This is a genomic window from Vibrio sp. V43_P6S15P86 (genome assembly GCF_009904725.1).
In the GTDB taxonomy this organism is placed as follows: Bacteria; Pseudomonadota; Gammaproteobacteria; order Enterobacterales; family Vibrionaceae; genus Vibrio; species Vibrio diabolicus.
In genome coordinates this window covers 1-17071 of the sequence record NZ_WXWT01000094.1, presented here as the reverse complement: position 1 = coordinate 17071, position 17071 = coordinate 1, and the positions used below count along the sequence as shown (strand labels likewise).

The 17071-nt window shown below is 46.1% G+C and carries 15 protein-coding genes and 1 tRNA gene; 2 read left to right on the top strand and 14 right to left on the bottom strand.

All coding sequences use genetic code 11. The annotated features are described in order from the left end of the window. Nucleotides 1-42: 42 nt before the first annotated feature. The 8 genes from CAG69_RS03960 to leuS all read right to left on the bottom strand — a co-directional run bounded on the left by CAG69_RS03960 (nucleotide 43) and on the right by leuS (nucleotide 9087). A complete protein-coding gene (locus tag CAG69_RS03960) occupies nucleotides 43-846 on the bottom strand; it encodes a septal ring lytic transglycosylase RlpA family protein (RefSeq protein ID WP_046874297.1) in 804 nt (267 codons plus the stop codon). A gap of 2 nt (nucleotides 847-848) precedes the next feature. Further along, nucleotides 849-1970, bottom strand: coding sequence for a rod shape-determining protein RodA (gene rodA, locus CAG69_RS03955; RefSeq protein WP_005391317.1), 1122 nt, complete (start codon nucleotides 1968-1970; stop codon nucleotides 849-851). After that, nucleotides 1970-3886, bottom strand: a complete 1917-nt coding sequence (gene mrdA, locus CAG69_RS03950; protein ID WP_005391316.1) for a penicillin-binding protein 2 — start codon at nucleotides 3884-3886, stop codon at nucleotides 1970-1972. Before mrdA ends, rodA begins: the two co-directional genes overlap by 1 nt. A gap of 29 nt (nucleotides 3887-3915) precedes the next feature. Beyond that, a complete protein-coding gene (gene rlmH / locus CAG69_RS03945) occupies nucleotides 3916-4386 on the bottom strand; it encodes a 23S rRNA (pseudouridine(1915)-N(3))-methyltransferase RlmH (protein WP_017821762.1) in 471 nt (156 codons plus the stop codon). A gap of 4 nt (nucleotides 4387-4390) precedes the next feature. Continuing rightward, the gene (rsfS, locus tag CAG69_RS03940; RefSeq protein WP_005373015.1) at nucleotides 4391-4708 is read right to left on the bottom strand and encodes a ribosome silencing factor; all 318 of its coding nucleotides are present in this window, start codon (nucleotides 4706-4708) and stop codon (nucleotides 4391-4393) included. An 88-nt stretch (nucleotides 4709-4796) separates the two neighbouring features. Further along, entirely contained in the window at nucleotides 4797-5816 is a 1020-nt protein-coding gene (holA, locus tag CAG69_RS03935) for a DNA polymerase III subunit delta (protein ID WP_161442818.1), read from the bottom strand. 5 nt (nucleotides 5817-5821) lie between these two features. Further along, nucleotides 5822-6361 (bottom strand): LPS-assembly lipoprotein LptE, encoded by a 540-nt coding sequence (locus CAG69_RS03930; RefSeq protein ID WP_005384122.1) that lies wholly within the window; start codon nucleotides 6359-6361, stop codon nucleotides 5822-5824. Nucleotides 6362-6513: 152 nt separating this feature from the next. Beyond that, nucleotides 6514-9087 carry a leucine--tRNA ligase gene (leuS, locus tag CAG69_RS03925; protein ID WP_005391313.1) on the bottom strand — a complete coding sequence of 858 codons (2574 nt, stop codon included), beginning with the start codon at nucleotides 9085-9087 and terminating at the stop codon, nucleotides 6514-6516. Between the two features lie 153 nt (nucleotides 9088-9240). Between leuS and CAG69_RS03920 the strand changes: the two genes are divergently transcribed. After that, entirely contained in the window at nucleotides 9241-9711 is a 471-nt protein-coding gene (locus CAG69_RS03920) for a zinc ribbon-containing protein (protein WP_005373024.1), read from the top strand. A gap of 84 nt (nucleotides 9712-9795) precedes the next feature. Here the strand turns inward: CAG69_RS03920 and lnt are convergent, their stop codons facing one another. From lnt to miaB, 5 genes are all read right to left on the bottom strand, one after another. Beyond that, complete coding sequence (gene lnt / locus CAG69_RS03915) at nucleotides 9796-11313, bottom strand: apolipoprotein N-acyltransferase (RefSeq protein WP_161442815.1); 1518 nt, start codon at nucleotides 11311-11313, stop codon at nucleotides 9796-9798. Nucleotides 11314-11346: 33 nt separating this feature from the next. Further along, on the bottom strand, nucleotides 11347-12246 hold the full coding sequence (corC, locus tag CAG69_RS03910; RefSeq protein WP_005384118.1) for a CNNM family magnesium/cobalt transport protein CorC: 900 nt from the start codon (nucleotides 12244-12246) through the stop codon (nucleotides 11347-11349). A gap of 105 nt (nucleotides 12247-12351) precedes the next feature. Then, nucleotides 12352-12816, bottom strand: a complete 465-nt coding sequence (gene ybeY, locus CAG69_RS03905; protein WP_005391311.1) for an rRNA maturation RNase YbeY — start codon at nucleotides 12814-12816, stop codon at nucleotides 12352-12354. A 2-nt stretch (nucleotides 12817-12818) separates the two neighbouring features. Beyond that, entirely contained in the window at nucleotides 12819-13916 is a 1098-nt protein-coding gene (locus CAG69_RS03900; RefSeq protein WP_161442814.1) for a PhoH family protein, read from the bottom strand. A 73-nt stretch (nucleotides 13917-13989) separates the two neighbouring features. After that, nucleotides 13990-15414, bottom strand: coding sequence for a tRNA (N6-isopentenyl adenosine(37)-C2)-methylthiotransferase MiaB (gene miaB, locus CAG69_RS03895; RefSeq protein ID WP_005391310.1), 1425 nt, complete (start codon nucleotides 15412-15414; stop codon nucleotides 13990-13992). Between the two features lie 257 nt (nucleotides 15415-15671). Between miaB and CAG69_RS03890 the strand changes: the two genes are divergently transcribed. Then, a complete protein-coding gene (locus CAG69_RS03890) occupies nucleotides 15672-16850 on the top strand; it encodes a 2-octaprenyl-3-methyl-6-methoxy-1,4-benzoquinol hydroxylase (protein WP_161442812.1) in 1179 nt (392 codons plus the stop codon). A 134-nt stretch (nucleotides 16851-16984) separates the two neighbouring features. Here CAG69_RS03890 and CAG69_RS03885 read toward each other — a convergent pair. Next, nucleotides 16985-17069: transfer RNA gene (locus CAG69_RS03885), tRNA-Leu, on the bottom strand. Nucleotides 17070-17071 lie beyond the last annotated feature (2 nt).

Genomic DNA, 17071 nt, shown 5'->3' with positions numbered 1-17071 from the left:
AGCTATGTAAGAGGGGATCGAGGAGAAATTCATGACACTAGGTCATTTGGCAGTGTTGTGTTTTTTAATAAATGCAGACGAATAGCCGAGCAACTTTACTTTATCTAGAGTGGCTTGCGTCAGGGAATAGTCAGTAAATGGCCCTAACAACAAGCGATAAGACTCTTTCGCATTTTCTAGGAAAGTTTCTGTATCCAATTTTTGACCAAGCTCGGTGCCTAAAGTTCGCGCGCGCTCTTCATTTTTTGATGATGCCACTTGAATAACGTACTTAGGGTGCGCTTCTAATGACTTTTTGTCCGTGGGCTGATTGATACTGATCACTTCAATTTCCACGTTCGCGGTGCCTGTTTTTATCACATCTAACTTATGTGCTGCGGCATAGCTTAAATCGATAATACGGCCATCGTGAAACGGACCTCGGTCATTAACTCGTACTACGGTAGTTTTGCCGTTGTCAGTGTTGGTGACTTTTACGTAACTCGGTAACGGTAGCGTTTTATGAGCCGCTGTCATTGAGTACATGTCATAGATTTCGCCATTAGAAGTCAAATGACCTTGGAACTTCTTCCCATACCAAGATGCGCGGCCTTTTTCTTTAAAGCCTTTGGCATCGCGAACTATTTTGTAGTCTTTGCCACGCAAGTGGTAATCTTTGTTCCCACCTAGGCTGTACGGTTCATATTTAGGGTGCGCATCCTCGATGTGTTCGACTGAAAGCGGTGTATCCGGTGCAACATCGGATTCGAGTTCGTAACGGCCTTCTTGTTCTTTTTGGCTAGTTGATGAACAGCCTGCCAAAATAAGAGCAGAGAAAACCAAGGAATATAAAGCGCGTTTTTGCATGTCTAGGTCGCCTTAGAGAATGCTTTTCGGTGCGTATGAATTGACATCAGAATACCAAAGCCAGCCATCAAGGTTACCATTGATGTGCCGCCATAACTAATGAGTGGCAACGGTACACCTACTACAGGTAGGATGCCACTTACCATGCCAATATTTACAAAAATATACACGAAGAAGCTGAGTACAATACTGCCTGCCATCATTCGTCCAAATGCGGTTTGCGCTTGGCTGGCGAGGTATAAACCTCGTCCAATAATAAATAGATAGATGGCTAAAAGGCAAAGGAAGCCAATCATACCCCATTCTTCAGCAATTACTGCAAAGATAAAGTCAGTGTGTCGTTCAGGAAGAAATTCCAGTTGTGATTGAGTGCCTTGCAACCAACCTTTGCCTGAAATACCACCAGAGCCAATCGCGATTTTACTCTGAATAATGTGGTAGCCCGCACCTAGCGGGTCAGACTCTGGGTTAAACAGAGTACGTACGCGAACTTTTTGGTATTCGCGCATCAAGAAGAACCACAAAATCGGAATGAAACCACCGAGTGCGATGGCGGCACCAGCGATGATTTTCCAACTAATGCCCGCGAGGAAGATAACAAAAATACCGGAAGCGGCGATTAGAATAGAGGTCCCTAAGTCAGGCTGTTTTGCAATGAGGATGGTTGGCAAGCAGACCATAATCAGTGCAACGATGAGTGTTTTTAGCGTTGGCGGAAGGGGTTGTCGACCTACATAGCGTGCCACCATTAATGGCACCGCGAGCTTCAATAACTCGGAAGGTTGAAAGCGCACAAAACCGAGGTTAAGCCAACGCTGTGCGCCTTTAGATGCTTCACCGAAAAACAGCACGCCAAAGAGCAGTATGACGCCGCCGACGAACATCAAAGGTGCCAGGCTCTCGTAGGTTCGTGGAGAAAGCTGCGCAAGAACGATCATCACAACGAGTGAAAGCACCATCCGCATAGCTTGGCGATCCATCATCAGTAAACTTTGGCCACTAGCGCTGTACATGATCACGAGGCCAAACCCCATCAGGGCCAATATGCCAAGTAGGAGTGGTAAGTCGATATGGAAGCGTTCAAACAGGGCGCGATTTTTACCTGTAGAGGGATCCATCTTCATTACTGTTTTACCTCTTTCTTCGCATTGTTTTCAGGCTCAATTTCTTCTGGGCCTAGAACGACTCGGTCAAAAATTTTCCTTACTACTGGGGCACCGTTGCTAGAACCACCGCCGGCGTTTTCTAGTACTACAGTGACGACCACTTTTGGATCATCAAATGGTGCAAAGCCAGTAAATAACGCATGGTCACGTAAGTGCTCGGCGATCTCATCGGCGTTGTACTCTTCGTTTTCACCCAGACCGAAGACCTGTGCAGTACCTGATTTACCCGCTGTTTGATAACTCATTTTGTAGAATGAGCGGCGAGCTGTTCCGCGCGTGCCATGGTTTACCCGACGCATGCCTTCTTTCGCCATATCCCAGTACTTTTTCGGTACATTCTTGATTGGCGGGTAAGTCACGTATTCTGTTGTTTGTTGTTCTTCGAAGTCGTTGCCGTTCTCTATCGTCGCTTTGAGCAAGTGAGGTGCGATAACTTCTCCCTCATTTACTAATACGGAGGTCGCTTTGGCGATTTGCATTGGTGTTGCTGTCCAATAACCTTGGCCGATACCCACAGGGATCGTATCGCCTTTGTACCACGGGGTTTTATGGCGAGACATTTTCCAGTCACGAGTCGGCATATTCGCCTTACTTTCTTCGTAGATATCGATGCCAGTGTAATCACCAAAACCGAACATCATCATCCAATTCGAAATACGGTCAATACCCATGTCATAAGCGATTTGATAGTAGAAGGTATCAACAGACTCTTCGATCGACTTAATGATATCGACGCGTCCGTGTCCCCAACGCAACCAGTCACGGAATGGGCGAGTGTTGGAGTTTGGTATGCGCCAATAACCTGGATCATTTCGCGTAGTGTTCGGTGTGACGACACCTTCTTGTAGCGCGGCTACCGCCATAAATGGTTTGATGGTAGACGCGGGTGGATAAATGCCAAGTGTGGTTCGGTTGACCAAGGGACGGTTTTTATCGTTCAAAAGGGCGCGATAGTCTTTACCCGAGATTCCGTGCACGAACGAGTTAGGATCGTAGCTAGGGCTTGAAACCATAGCCAGTACGCCATTGTCTCTAGGATCGATCACTACAGCACTGCCTCTGCGGCCATCCAATAATTGGTGTACGTACAGCTGCAAGTTGATATCAAGGTTTAAAACGATGTCTTTTCCGGGTACAGGTGGAACGTACTTTAACGTACGAATCACGCGGCCGCGGCTGTTTACCTCGACTTCTTGATATCCGGCCGTACCGTGTAAGAGGTCTTCGTAGTATTTTTCGATACCCAGCTTACCAATGTCGCGAGTGGCTTGATAGTTTGCGTCTTTTTCTTCTCGGATCAGGCGCTGCATGTCGCGATCATTGATTCGAGAAACGTAACCAATCACGTGGGTTAAGACTTCGCTGAAAGGGTAGTAGCGCTTTAAGGTCGCACTTATTTCTACACCAGGAAAGCGGTACTGATTGACGGAGAATACCGCTACTTGTTTTTCGTTCAGTTGGGTAAGCAGTGGGACCGACTTAAATCGACGAGTCCGTTTACGCTCTTGGTGGAAACGTTCAATCTGATCTGGGGTAATTTCCAGAATGGTTTGTAGTTCTTGGATGGTTGCATCAATGTCTTTAATTTTTTCTGGAGTCAGTTCTAAGTTAAAGACGGGACGGTTCTCTGCCAGTAAAACACCATTTCGATCATAAATCAGACCTCGGTTAGGCGCGATAGGAACCACTTTGATACGGTTATCGTTCGAGCGGGTTTGATAATCTTGAAACTGGTTCACCTGAATGTTGTACATGTTGGCGACCAGAGCTCCCATCAAGAGAACAATACCGATAAAAGCGACAATAGCGCGGCTGGCAAACAGACGCGCTTCGGCTTGATAATCTCGGATTTGACTGCGGCGCTTACGAATCATTAACGCTTGGCTCTAAAGTTAAACAACGATTATTCGCGGTGGTACGGATGGTTCGCGGTGATGCTCCACGCTCGGTATAAGCTTTCTGCCATTACGATACGCACTAAAGGGTGGGGTAGCGTTAAGGCAGACAATGACCAGCTTTGGTCTGCTGCAGCTTTGCATGCAGGAGCGAGTCCTTCAGGACCGCCGATTAAGATTGATACATCACGGCCATCTAATTTCCAAGCTTCTAACTGCTCAGCGAGTTGAGGAGTGTCCCATTTTTTACCTGGGATATCTAACGTGACGATACGGTTGCCTTTTGGTACCGCAGCGAGCATCGCTTCCCCTTCTTTTTGCAGGATACGAGCGATATCGGCATTTTTTCCACGTTTGCCAGCAGAGATTTCAATCAACTCCAATGGCATATCATGTGGGAAACGGCGACGATATTCTTGAAAGCCTTCCTCAACCCATTTTGGCATTTTTGTGCCAACAGCAATTAGTTGAATTTTCAAAAGATTAACCCCAGAGTTTTTCTAGCTGGTAGAGTTCGCGGTGCTCTTCTTGCATCACGTGAAGCATGGCGTCGCCCATATCTAGGACTACCCATTCACCTTCGTTTTCACCTTCCATTCCTAGTGGCTCAAGACCGGCTTTTTTCACTTCTGTTGCAACGTGGTCAGCGATGGATGAAACGTGGCGTTTGGATGTGCCAGTACAGATGATCATGTAATCTGTCACGCTTGATTTATCTTCCACATTTAGGACGATAATGTCTTCCGCTTTCATGTCGTCGGCTTTATCAGCTAAAAAGTCTTTCAGTTCTTCGCGAAGCACTCGGTTTTCCTCGGTTTGTCTCTTATCTCTACAGTGTTTTACATTCTTGCTTGCAAAACAGGTCGCGCACTATATCACGCTTTGATTTTTAAATTGCCAGCTTAATATCAGGAGAGCAGGTTTCTAAGCTCAACTGATGAATAGTTGGCCATACAGACTCGTCATATTGAGTTTTGGCTTTTATCTCTGCTTGAGCCAACAAGGAGAGCAATGCACAAATACGACTCGCCGATAAGCGGGTCAGTGCTGCGTTATAGAGTGGACGCTTGTTTTGCCAAACTCGATATTTCTCAAATACCTGGTTCATTCCCATTTGAGTTAAGTCTTGATGCATATTTAAAAGTTGGCTCAACTCTTTTTGTACACTTCGAATCAAGATCACGGTCTCGACCCCTTCCGCCTCAAGTTGGCGAAGAATACGTTGTGCACGGTTTGCTTTACCTGCCAGTAAGGCGTCGATCCAGTTAAACGTAGTAAAGTGATTATGGCGACTTAGGGCTTCCTCTAAACGTATGATGGTCAGCCCACCATCCGGGTAGAGTAGGGCCAATTTCTCTAAGCTTTGTGACAATGCAAACAGGTTACCTTCATGCCATTGAGCCAACATTTGCAGTGATTGTTGATCGGGTTTTAGGCCCAACGTGCGGCAACGTGCCTGAATGAACATAGGTAAGCGTTGTAGATCTGGCGACAAACAGCTTACCCAGTCGCCTTTTGAGCTTAATGCTTTGAACCATTTCGCATTTTCTTGGGCTTTGGGCAGTTTGCTACCAACAATGACGAGCATGATGTCATCATGAAGCATATCACACAGTGTTTGCAGCTCTTTGCTGACGGCGGTTGTCACGCCACTTTCAGGAATTTCAAGCTCAATCAATTGACGGTTTGAAAACAGACTCATCGCTTGGAAACAGTCGTAAACTTGGTTCCAGTCGATGCTAGCATCCACAGCAAAACGGTGTTTTTCCTCAAAACCTTGCTGAAACGCTGCCTTTTGGATGGCTTGGCGGCTTTCTTGAATCAGTAACGGCTCATTACCAAAGATTAAGTAAACCTGTTTAACTTGTTTAGTTAAATGATCCGTTAGCTTATCGGCATAAATTCGCATAGTGACTAAGAGTTTTTGTTCGCTGGCTCAGAGATTTGTCCTGCTTCATATTCGGCACGAATACGGCCCAACTGGCGCATCATCTGTTTTGCAGCTTGCAAGCGCATCTCGTCTTCAATTACGTCACGCTCAACAGATTTTGCAAGTGCAGTCAACGGGTTGTCTAGGTAGTTGCGGTTTACTGTTGTCGTAAAGTTTTTAGAACCATAGCCAGGAATCGTCACACGGTATTTTACTACGTATGTCAGCTCTTTTTCTGCTGCACGGCTATTTTGATAAAGCGATAGTGTACGCTCATCGATTGTCGCTTCCGTCAAATGAAGGTTGGGTACCGTCGATGATGGTTGAACAAGTTCAACTTTGTTCAGTTCGAGTTGAGAGCGTACATAGCGAGTTAATTCACTGTATTCATCGTAGCTGGAGAAAGACATAGTGTGCAGCTCTTCCGGTACGGAATACTCGCCGCGAAGGTGAAAACCACAGGCAGAAAGAAGCCCCGCTAATACCAATACCACTGGTAGTTTAATCAAAGAGAAAAAGCGCATTGATTGTATTCATCCTAAATTGAAGGGGTTATTTACCTTAAACCACTCATGTGAATGGTTTGAGGTAAATAAACAGGGTAGAAAACTACCCTGTTTAATGACTCTTGGTTAACAAATAAGTTCGCTACACAGAGACAAATTGACAGCTGCGATTAGTTTGCAACGATGTTCAGCAGTTTACCTGGAACGTAAATAACTTTACGAATAGTCAGGCCATCAGTGAACTTAACCACGTTTTCGTCGTTTAGACCAAGCTGTTCGATATCGTCTTTAGAGATATCTGCTGGGACTGTTAGCTTCGCACGTAGCTTACCGTTAACTTGAACAACGATAGTTTTTTCGTCTTCAACTAGCGCTTTTTCGTCAAACGTCGGCCATGCCGCGTTATCAATGTCTGTTTCACCTAGTGCTGCCCATAGCTCGTATGAGATATGCGGAGTGATAGGGTAAAGCATGACAACAATAGCTTTCAGTGCTTCGTCAAGGATTGCACGATCTTGCGCAGATTCTTGAGGCGCTTTCGCTAGTTTGTTCATCAGCTCCATGATCGCTGCGATCGCGGTGTTGAATGTTTGACGACGAGCGATATCGTCCGTCACTTTCGCGATGGTTTTGTGAACGTCACGGCGAAGTGCTTTTTGATCACCAGAAAGCGCGGCTGTATCTACTGCTTCTGCTGCGCCTTTCGCTGTGTGCTCTTTCACTAGTTTCCAAACACGTTTCAGGAAGCGGTTCGCACCTTCTACGCCAGACTCTTGCCATTCAAGCGTCATGTCTGCTGGAGACGCGAACATCATGAATAGACGTACTGTGTCAGCGCCGTACTTATCTACCATTTCTTGAGGGTCGATACCGTTGTTCTTAGACTTAGACATCTTGATCATGCCTGAGTGCGTTACATCGCGACCTTCAGTGTCTTTAGCAGAAGTAATGCGGCCTTTACCATCACGTTCAACAGCTACGTCTGTTGGAGCAACCCATTCTTTACCGCCTTTCTCGTTCTCGAAGTAGAACGCGTCTGCCAGTACCATGCCTTGACACAGTAGCTGCTTGAACGGTTCGTCAGACGTTACGTAGCCCGCGTCACGTAGCAACTTGTGGAAGAAGCGTGAGTACAGTAGGTGCATACAAGCGTGCTCGATACCGCCGATGTACTGGTCTACTGGTAGCCAGTAGTTTGCTTTTTCTGGATCTAGGATGTCGTCTGCTTGCGGTGAACAGTAACGCGCGTAGTACCAAGAAGATTCCATGAACGTATCGAACGTATCTGTCTCACGTAGAGCAGGTTCGCCGTTGAATGTGGTCTTCGCCCATTCTTTATCTGCTTTGATTGGGCTGGTTACGCCGTCCATTACCACGTCTTCTGGAAGAATCACTGGTAGTTGGTCAGCAGGTACTGGGTGAACTTCACCGTCTTCAGTCGTTACCATTGGGATTGGTGCGCCCCAGTAACGTTGACGAGATACACCCCAGTCGCGTAGACGGAAGTTTACAGTCTTAGTGCCTTTGCCTTCTGCTTCTAGCTTCGCTGCAATTGCATCGAACGCCGCTTGGAATTCTAGGCCGTCGAATTCACCTGAATCGAACAGTACACCTTTCTCTGTGTATGCCGCTTCAGAGATGTCTAGCTCGCTGCCATCAGCAGGCTTGATAACTGGCACGATGTCTAGACCGTACTTCGTTGCGAACTCGTAGTCACGTTGGTCGTGTGCAGGTACTGCCATTACCGCGCCTGTACCGTAGTCCATCAATACGAAGTTTGCTACGTATACTGGTACTTCACGGCCGTTCAATGGATGAATAGCAGTAAGGCCAGTAGCCATACCTTTCTTCTCCATTGTCGCTAGCTCAGCTTCTGCAACCTTGTTGTTCTTACATTCGTCGATAAACGCTGCAAGCTCTGGGTTGTTCTCTGCAGCAAGAGCTGCAAGAGGGTGGCCGGCTGCGATGCCCACGTAAGTCACACCCATTAGCGTATCTGGACGTGTCGTGTAAACTTCTAGGTCTTGTTGACCCTTAACTTCAAATTTCAGCTCAACGCCTTCAGAGCGGCCAATCCAGTTGCGCTGCATGGTTTTCACCATTTCAGGCCAACCTTCAAGCTTGTCTAGGTCGTCTAGTAGCTCTTGAGCATATTCAGTGATTTTGATGAACCATTGAGGGATTTCTTTTTGCTCTACAGGCGTATCACAACGCCAGCAGCAACCGTCTTCAACCTGCTCGTTTGCAAGAACAGTTTGGTCGTTAGGACACCAGTTAACAGAAGAAGTCTTTTTGTAAACTAAACCTTTCTCGTAAAGTTTAGTGAAGAACTCTTGTTCCCAGCGGTAGTACTCCGGTGTACATGTTGCGAATTCACGGTTCCAATCGTAACCAAAGCCTAGAAGCTTAAGTTGGTTCTTCATGTATTCGATGTTTTCGTAAGTCCAAGGTGCTGGTGCAGTTTTGTTTTTTACTGCTGCGTTTTCTGCAGGTAGACCGAATGCGTCCCAACCGATTGGTTGCATCACGTTTTTACCTTGTAGGCGTTGGAAACGAGATACTACATCACCGATAGTGTAGTTGCGCACGTGACCCATGTGCAGTCGACCACTTGGGTATGGGAACATGGATAGACAGTAGAATTTTTCTTTATTTGGGTCTTCACTTACAACAAAGGTTTTGTTGTCATCCCAGTGCTTTTGAACTTTTTGTTCAATATCTTGTGGGTTGTATTGTTCTTGCATCGATGGTATCCGTTATCTTGGAATTTGTGAGTTCGGTTAGAACAGACTTAAATAGATCGTCATAGAATACCTAAAGCTAGGGATCACAACAATAGCCAATCTGTACCCATGCGCCCTTAAGTGACGCAGGTAGGAGAAAGATGGAGGTCAGTTATGCCTAAACGTAAAACAGGTTATGAGGAAATGCTCGAGGATGTGATTGAAACCTTGAAGCACAGTCCGGAAGAAGTTAACAAAGCGATTGAGACGTCGGGCAAAGTGGTGGATGCTGCTAATGACTTGACCAAAGATGAATTGGCTTTAATCAAAGCGTACCTTAAAGCAGACTTAAAAGAGTTTTCAGAGAGTTACGAGGATAGCAAAAGCGGACCGTTTTACTTAACGATTGCGGATTCGATATGGCAAGGGCTGTTAGAGATTACAGACCGAACTAAAGTTGAGTGGGTTGAGTTGTTCGATGACTTAGAGCATCAAGGGCTATATGAAGCAGGAGAGGTGATAGGCTTAGGCACTTTGGTCTGTGATGAGTGTGGTCACAAGACAACGTATAACCACCCAACTGTAATCATTCCGTGTATTAAATGTGGTCACAAAGGCTTTACTCGCCAGTCATTAAAGCCATAAATGGCGCGTAACGACTGCATAATACAATGAATAAAAAAGAGGCTTGGTCGCCTCTTTTTTGTCTTTTCTACTTTCAAGCTGTTATCAGCTCTGTTTTCTTCTTAAACCGAAAGCCAGCGCTAAACTTAACCCAACCCAAATATACAATGGCCAAGTACCAACGATTCGATATGGCGTTTTCCCATCGGTTGGGGTGAGCTCTGCGCGCAGCACTGCAGTTTCAAACTGCGGAACTTGCTCAACGATTTTACCCTTGTGATCGGTTACCGCTGTTAATCCATTGTTAGTCGAGCGGATGAGCGGTTTGCCCAACTCTAAGGCACGCATACGGGCGATCTCCATATGTTGAAGAGGACCGATAGAGTGACCAAACCATGCATCATTTGAAAGCGTTAGAATGAAGTCTGTTTCGTCAGTCACATTTTGACGCACTTGCTCATTAAAGATGATCTCATAGCAAAGCGCTGGTGCCATGTGCATGCCATTCGCAACGATGTTTGGCTGCACAAAAGCCCCACGGCTAAACGACGACATCGGTAGGTTAAAGAATGGCGCTAATGGGCGCAAAATATCTTCAAATGGTACAAACTCACCAAACGGTAGTAGGTGATGCTTATGGTAACGTTCGCTTAAATCGAAGCTGTAGTCACCGTATGGTGTGATGCCGAGGGACAGAATACTGTTGTAGAACTGTCGATCTTCAGCTTGGTTGACGACACCGGTGATGATTGCGCTGTTATTCATTTTTGCAGCGCTGTCGATATTGCTCAAAAATGAAGGCACTTCAATTTCAAAAGCGGGAATTGCTGCTTCTGGCCAAACGATAATGTCAGCGTCCCAGTTTTCACGAGTTAAGTCAGCGTATTTCATGATGGTTGGCCAGCGTTGACTTGGTAGCCACTTTAGGTTTTGGTCTACGTTACCTTGAATCAGTGCGAGCTTAGTCGTGTCTTCTGGCCGAGGTGTTACCCAATCGTAGTTTCGAATCCCAAAGCCTGTGCTGAGTAATACCGCAGGAATAACCACCATCAGCCACTGTTTATGAACCCAAGCATAGGCTAATGCCCCCGCACTAATAAGGATAAACAGAGTGAGCAGTTCCACGCCACCGATAGGCGCAAAGCTTGCTAGTGGAGCATCAATCTGGCTGTAGCCTAGCCATAGCCACGGGAAGCCGGTCATCACCCAACCACGCAACCAATCACTGATTAGCCATAAAGCGGGCGCAGCGAGAAGCGCTTTTGTGAGCGTAAATTGAGGAAAGAGTTTGTTGTTTAGCCAGGCAAATAAGCCTGAATAAACAGCCAAGTAGGCGACAAGCAAGCCCATTAAAAATAAATTAGCAATCAGTGGCATGCCACCAAAGCCGGAGATACTGACGTACACCCAGCTAACGCCAGTTGCAAATTGACCTAACCCCCAAGCATAGCCAATCCACAGTGCGCGTTTCGGTGTTTGGTTAGCAAGAAGAATCAGTAGAATAGCTGGGCTAAGAATGGCAATAGGCCACAACTGGTAAGGTGCAAAAGCGAGCGTAGTAGAGGCGCCAACAAAAGCGGCCACTAAGGGCCGCTTGAGGCGATGAAAGAGTTCATTCATCATTATAATTTTCTGAGATTCCCAATGGGTATCGCGTTACTCTTGAGTGGCTTCAACCAGGGTTTCTTCGTCTGGGATCGTCACTTGGAGTTGAATGACACGACGGTTATCGGCAGCGGTGACTTTGAAGTTGTAACCTTCAATTTCAACCAGTTCACCACGAGAAGGTAAGTGACCAAAGGCAGTCATGACCATGCCACCAACGGTATCTACTTCCTCATCGCTGAAGTTAGTTCCAAATGTCTCATTAAACTCTTCGATGGTTGTCAGCGCTCTGACAGCAAACGTATGCTTGCTAAGCTTACGAATGTCTGTCTCTTCGCTTTCATCGAATTCATCTTCGATATCCCCGACGATTTCTTCAAGGATATCTTCAATGGTCACAAGACCAGAAACACCACCGAATTCATCGACAACAATGGCCATATGATAACGTTCTTCACGGAACTCTTTAAGCAGTCGATCAACGCGTTTACTTTCCGGTACCACAACGGCTGGTCGAATAACTTCTTCGATATCAAATGGATTACTGCCTGAGCCTAAGTATTTAAGTAAGTCCTTCGCAAGAAGAATGCCTTCCACATGGTCTTTATCTTCGCTGATCACAGGGTAGCGAGAGTGTTGAGCATCGGTAATCAAGGCAACCAAGGTATCAAGGTCGTGAGTACGCTCAACCGTAACCATTTGCGAACGCGGGATCATAATGTCACGCACGCGCATTTCGGAGATTTCCATAACACCTTCAAGCATATCGCGGGTGTCATGGTCAATCAGGTCATTGACTTCAGAGTCACGGATAACATCCACAAGCTCTTGGCGATCTTTTGGTTCGCCCTGAAATAATTGACCTAGACGCTCAAAGAAGGACTTTCTACTCGGACCTTCTGCCTTTTCTTTCTTATCTTCGTTAGAAGAGGGAGAATTATCTTCGTTCATTGTTTCTCAATTAAGTAACGCTATCAGAAGTGTGATAGCACACATAGAGAGGCGAACACGAGAATCATTTTGGTGGTTCGCCTTTCCCTGCTGAATAGCCAATGGCTATTCTTTTTCAGCAATGTAAGGGTCTTCATAGCCCATACCTTGCATGATTTCGGTTTCGAGGGACTCCATCTCTTCGGCTTCGTCATCCTCTATATGATCATAACCTAGCAGATGCAAGCTGCCATGTACAACCATATGCGCCCAATGTGCTAACAGAGGCTTGTTCTGTTCAATTGCCTCTTTTTCAACGACTTGGCGGCAAATAATTAAGTCGCCAAGTAAATCTATTTCCATACCCGGAGGGGCTTCAAATGGAAAAGACAACACATTGGTCGGTTTATCTTTACCACGATACTCATGGTTAAGCGTGTGACTTTCTTGTTCATCCACAATGCGAATGGTGACTTCGGCTTGTGGCTGGAAGAGAGGAATCGTCTTATCTAGCCACAATTGGAAATCTTGCTGCGAAGGCAGCCCTTCTTCATTTTCGACTGCCAGTTGCAGATCAAGTTCAATCGCCATGATTATTCCTTAGTGGAAGCAACTTGTGCATTCAGTTCGGCTTTCGCTGCTTCTAATAACTTCGCATCGCGTTCTTCACGACGACGCTTCTCGAACTCTTTACGCTCTTTCTGGTCTTGTGCTTCCCACTTCTCATACGCGTTAACGATACGAGCAACCACTGGGTGACGTACAACGTCGTCTGCTAAAAAGAAGTTAAAGCTGATGTCGTCGACTTCGCTTAGTACTTCAATAGCATGACGAAGACCCGATTTTGCACCACGAGGTAAGTCGATTTGCGTGACGTCACCAGTGATAACTGCGCGAGAGTTAAAACCAATACGCGTTAGGAACATCTTCATCTGCTCAACCGTGGTGTTCTGACTCTCATCAAGAATGATGAAAGCGTCGTTTAGAGTACGACCACGCATGTAAGCAAGAGGGGCTACCTCAATCACGTTACGTTCAATCAGCTTCTCTACGCGCTCAAAGCCCAACATTTCAAATAGGGCATCGTATAGCGGACGTAGGTATGGGTCGACTTTCTGGCTTAAGTCACCAGGTAGGAAGCCCAGTTTCTCACCGGCTTCAACCGCAGGGCGCGTCAATAGAATACGACGGATCTCTTGGCGCTCTAGTGCGTCAACTGCTGCTGCAACAGCAAGATAAGTTTTACCTGTACCAGCCGGGCCAATACCAAAAGAAATATCATGCGTGACCATGTTAACTAAGTACTGCGCTTGGTTTGGCGTACGTGGTTTGATCACACCTTTCTTGGTTTTGACGAAGACTTCTTTACCGTGCTCGATATTAGACTCAGTATTCTGCTCAAGAACACCAGACTCTTTGATCGCTAGGTGGATTTGCTCAGGCTCAATATCTGGGAGCTCACCTCGTACAGGTGCGGTATCAACATACAGAGTTTTCAGGATATCCAGCGCAGCTGATGCGGTATGAGGTTTACCGACAATTGTAAAATGGTCACTACGGTGGTTAATTTCAACGCCTAGACGACGTTCTAAATGCTTGATGTTGTCATCGAATGGACCGCACAGGCTAGCAAGTCGGCGGTTGTCGGAAGGTTCTAGGTTAATTTCTAGAGTTACGATTTTATTACTCAATGTTGCCTCTCATTTTTTGCCACTTAATGAGAGCCTGATAACGACCAGGCTCTCCATGGCTATTTATACGAGCTTATGGCGTAAAAGTAGCTACACCCAGCTCATCTTCGCGACGTGTTTTCGCCATCATCTGCGTTGGGGAAATCACACTACGAAGATCCATGTCTTTTTCAGTACGTACTAGCTCACCACGCAGTGAGTTCGCAAATACGTCTACGATCTTCACATCAACGAACTGACCAATTAGGTCTGCACTACCTTCAAAGTTTACTACACGGTTGTTTTCTGTACGAGCGCGCAGTTCCATTAGGTTTTTCTTCGAAGGACCTTCAACTAGAACACGTTGTTCTGTGCCAAGCATCAAGCGAGAGTAACGCATCGCTTGAGCATTGATAGTTTGCTGTAGTTCGTAAAGGCGCTCTTTCTTCACTTGTTCTGATACATCACAAGGGTAATCCGCTGCTGGCGTACCTGGACGTGGAGAGAAGATGAAGCTGAAGCTCATGTCAAAGTCTACATCTTTGATTAGCTTCATGGTGTCTTGGAAGTCTTTGTCTGTCTCACCAGGGAAACCAACAATAAAGTCTGAACTGATTTGAATATCAGGACGAGCTTTACGCAGTTTACGGATGATCGACTTGTACTCGATAGCGGTGTGAGGGCGTTTCATCATAGTTAGGATACGGTCACTACCACTTTGCACAGGTAAGTGCAGGAAGCTCACAAGCTCAGGCGTATCTTCGTAAACCGCGATGATGTCGTCAGTGAATTCTAGCGGGTGGCTCGTTGTGAAACGAATACGGTCGATACCATCGATAGACGCAACCAAACGAAGCAGTTCTGCAAATGAACAGATTTCACCGTCGTGTGTTGGACCGCGGTACGCGTTTACGTTTTGACCCAGTAGGTTTACTTCACGTACGCCTTGTTCAGCAAGCTGTGCGATTTCGAACAGCACGTCATCCATTGGACGGCTTACTTCTTCACCACGAGTGTACGGTACGACACAGTAAGTACAGTACTTCGAGCAGCCTTCCATAATAGAAACGAATGCTGTCGCGCCTTCCGCACGAGGCTCTGGTAGGCGGTCGAACTTTTCGATCTCTGGGAACGAAATGTCCATAACTGGTGCGTCATCCGACTGAGATTGTTTTATCATCTCAGGTAGGCGGTGCAGAGTTTGTGGGCCAAAAATAACGTCGACGTATGGTGCACGTTCACGAATATGGTCACCTTCTTGCGTTGCTACACAACCACCTACACCGATAACTACGCCAGGTTTTTTATCTTTTAGTGTTTTCCAGCGGCCAAGCTGGTGGAAAACTTTCTCTTGCGCTTTTTCACGGATCGAACAGGTGTTAAGTAGAAGTACGTCTGCTTCCTCTGGCTCTTCCGTCAGCTCGTAGCCGTTTGCAGCATTAAGCAGGTCGGCCATTTTTGATGAATCGTATTCGTTCATCTGGCAGCCCCAGGTTTTAATTAGCAGTTTCTTACTCATCTCACTTTCGCTCGTTCAGTTGTACTTAAATTGGAGAGCTATTGCTCAAATTATAGCCGCCATCACGGCGGTAAGCGGCGTATTGTACTGCTTTAAAAAGCACCTGACTAGTGATCTGGCTAATTCTCTGCAAAGCCTGATGAAATCTAGTTTTTCGCCCTATGCAGAACAAGGTTTTTTGTTAAACAATTTTGTAAAAATAGCCATGGAAAGTACAATAAAAAAAGCCAATTAATCAGCACGATGAAGAGTAAAAAATGAACAAGTATGACATCGCCGTGATCGGTGGCGGTATGGTTGGGGCAGCCGTCGCTGTTGGATTTGCCAAGCAGGGCAGAAACGTTGTCTTGGTTGAAGGTGCAAAACCCAAAGCTTTTGATGCCGCTCAGGCGATGGATATTCGCGTATCTGCGATTTCGCACCAGTCGGTGGAGTTACTTGATTCACTCGGCGCATGGTCAGAAATTAAAAGTATGCGAGTTTGCCCTTATCGGCGTTTAGAGACTTGGGAGCACCCGGAGTGCCGTACTCGTTTTCACTCTGATGAACTGTCATTGGAGCAACTAGGTTATATCGTTGAAAACCGCCTAATCCAATTAGGTCTTTGGCAAGTCTTCTCTCAGTATGACAATCTAACCGTGATGTGTCCCGAGCGATTAAAAGACATTGAGTTTGCAGATGTAAACCTTGTGACACTAGAAAGTGGGGTGCAGTTTGAAGCTAACTGGGTAATTGGTGCTGATGGTGCAAACTCTAAAGTTCGTCAATTGGCTGGAATTGGTGTGACTGCGTGGGATTACCGACAACACTGCATGTTGATTAACGTGAAAACAGAATTGCCACAGCAAGATATCACTTGGCAACAATTTACTCCTTCAGGCCCGCGTTCATTTTTACCTTTGTGCTCTTTGACTAATGAAGACGGTCAAGAAGTAGGCCAAGGTTCGTTGGTTTGGTATGACTCGCCAAAACGCATTAAACAACTGTGTGCGATGGGTAAGCCTCAACTAAGGGAAGAAATCTTACGTCATTTCCCTGCTGAATTGGGCGATATTGAAGTTTTACAGTTTGGCTCATTTCCACTCACTCGTCGTCATGCGCAAAGCTACTCAAGCAAAAATTGCGTATTAGTGGGTGACTCTGCTCATACGATCAATCCGCTTGCAGGGCAAGGGGTAAACTTAGGCTTCAAAGATGTAGACGTTCTCCTTTCGGTAACAGAACACAAAGAGCAGCTGGAAGATGCCTTACTCGCGAAATACGAACGTGCACGTCGACCTGACAACTTACTCATGCAGACTGGCATGGACTTTTTCTATAAAAGTTTTAGCAACGATCTTGGGCCATTGAAGTTTGTACGTAATGCTGCATTGAAGTTTGCTGAAAACTCAGGACCGATCAAGGCTCAAGTACTGAAATACGCTTTAGGTATGTAGTAAGTTACTCAATCCACAGATAGAAAAAAAGCGAGCCATGAGCTCGCTTTTTTAATTCGGCAAATCTAATGATTTCCCGAGTCCAGAACCAAAAAAGAAAAAACCCAGCAAAATCATGCTGGGTTTTCCGATAATGGTGCGGAAGGAGAGACTTGAACTCTCACACCTTGCGGCGCCAGAACCTAAATCTGGTGCGTCTACCAATTCCGCCACTTCCGCAA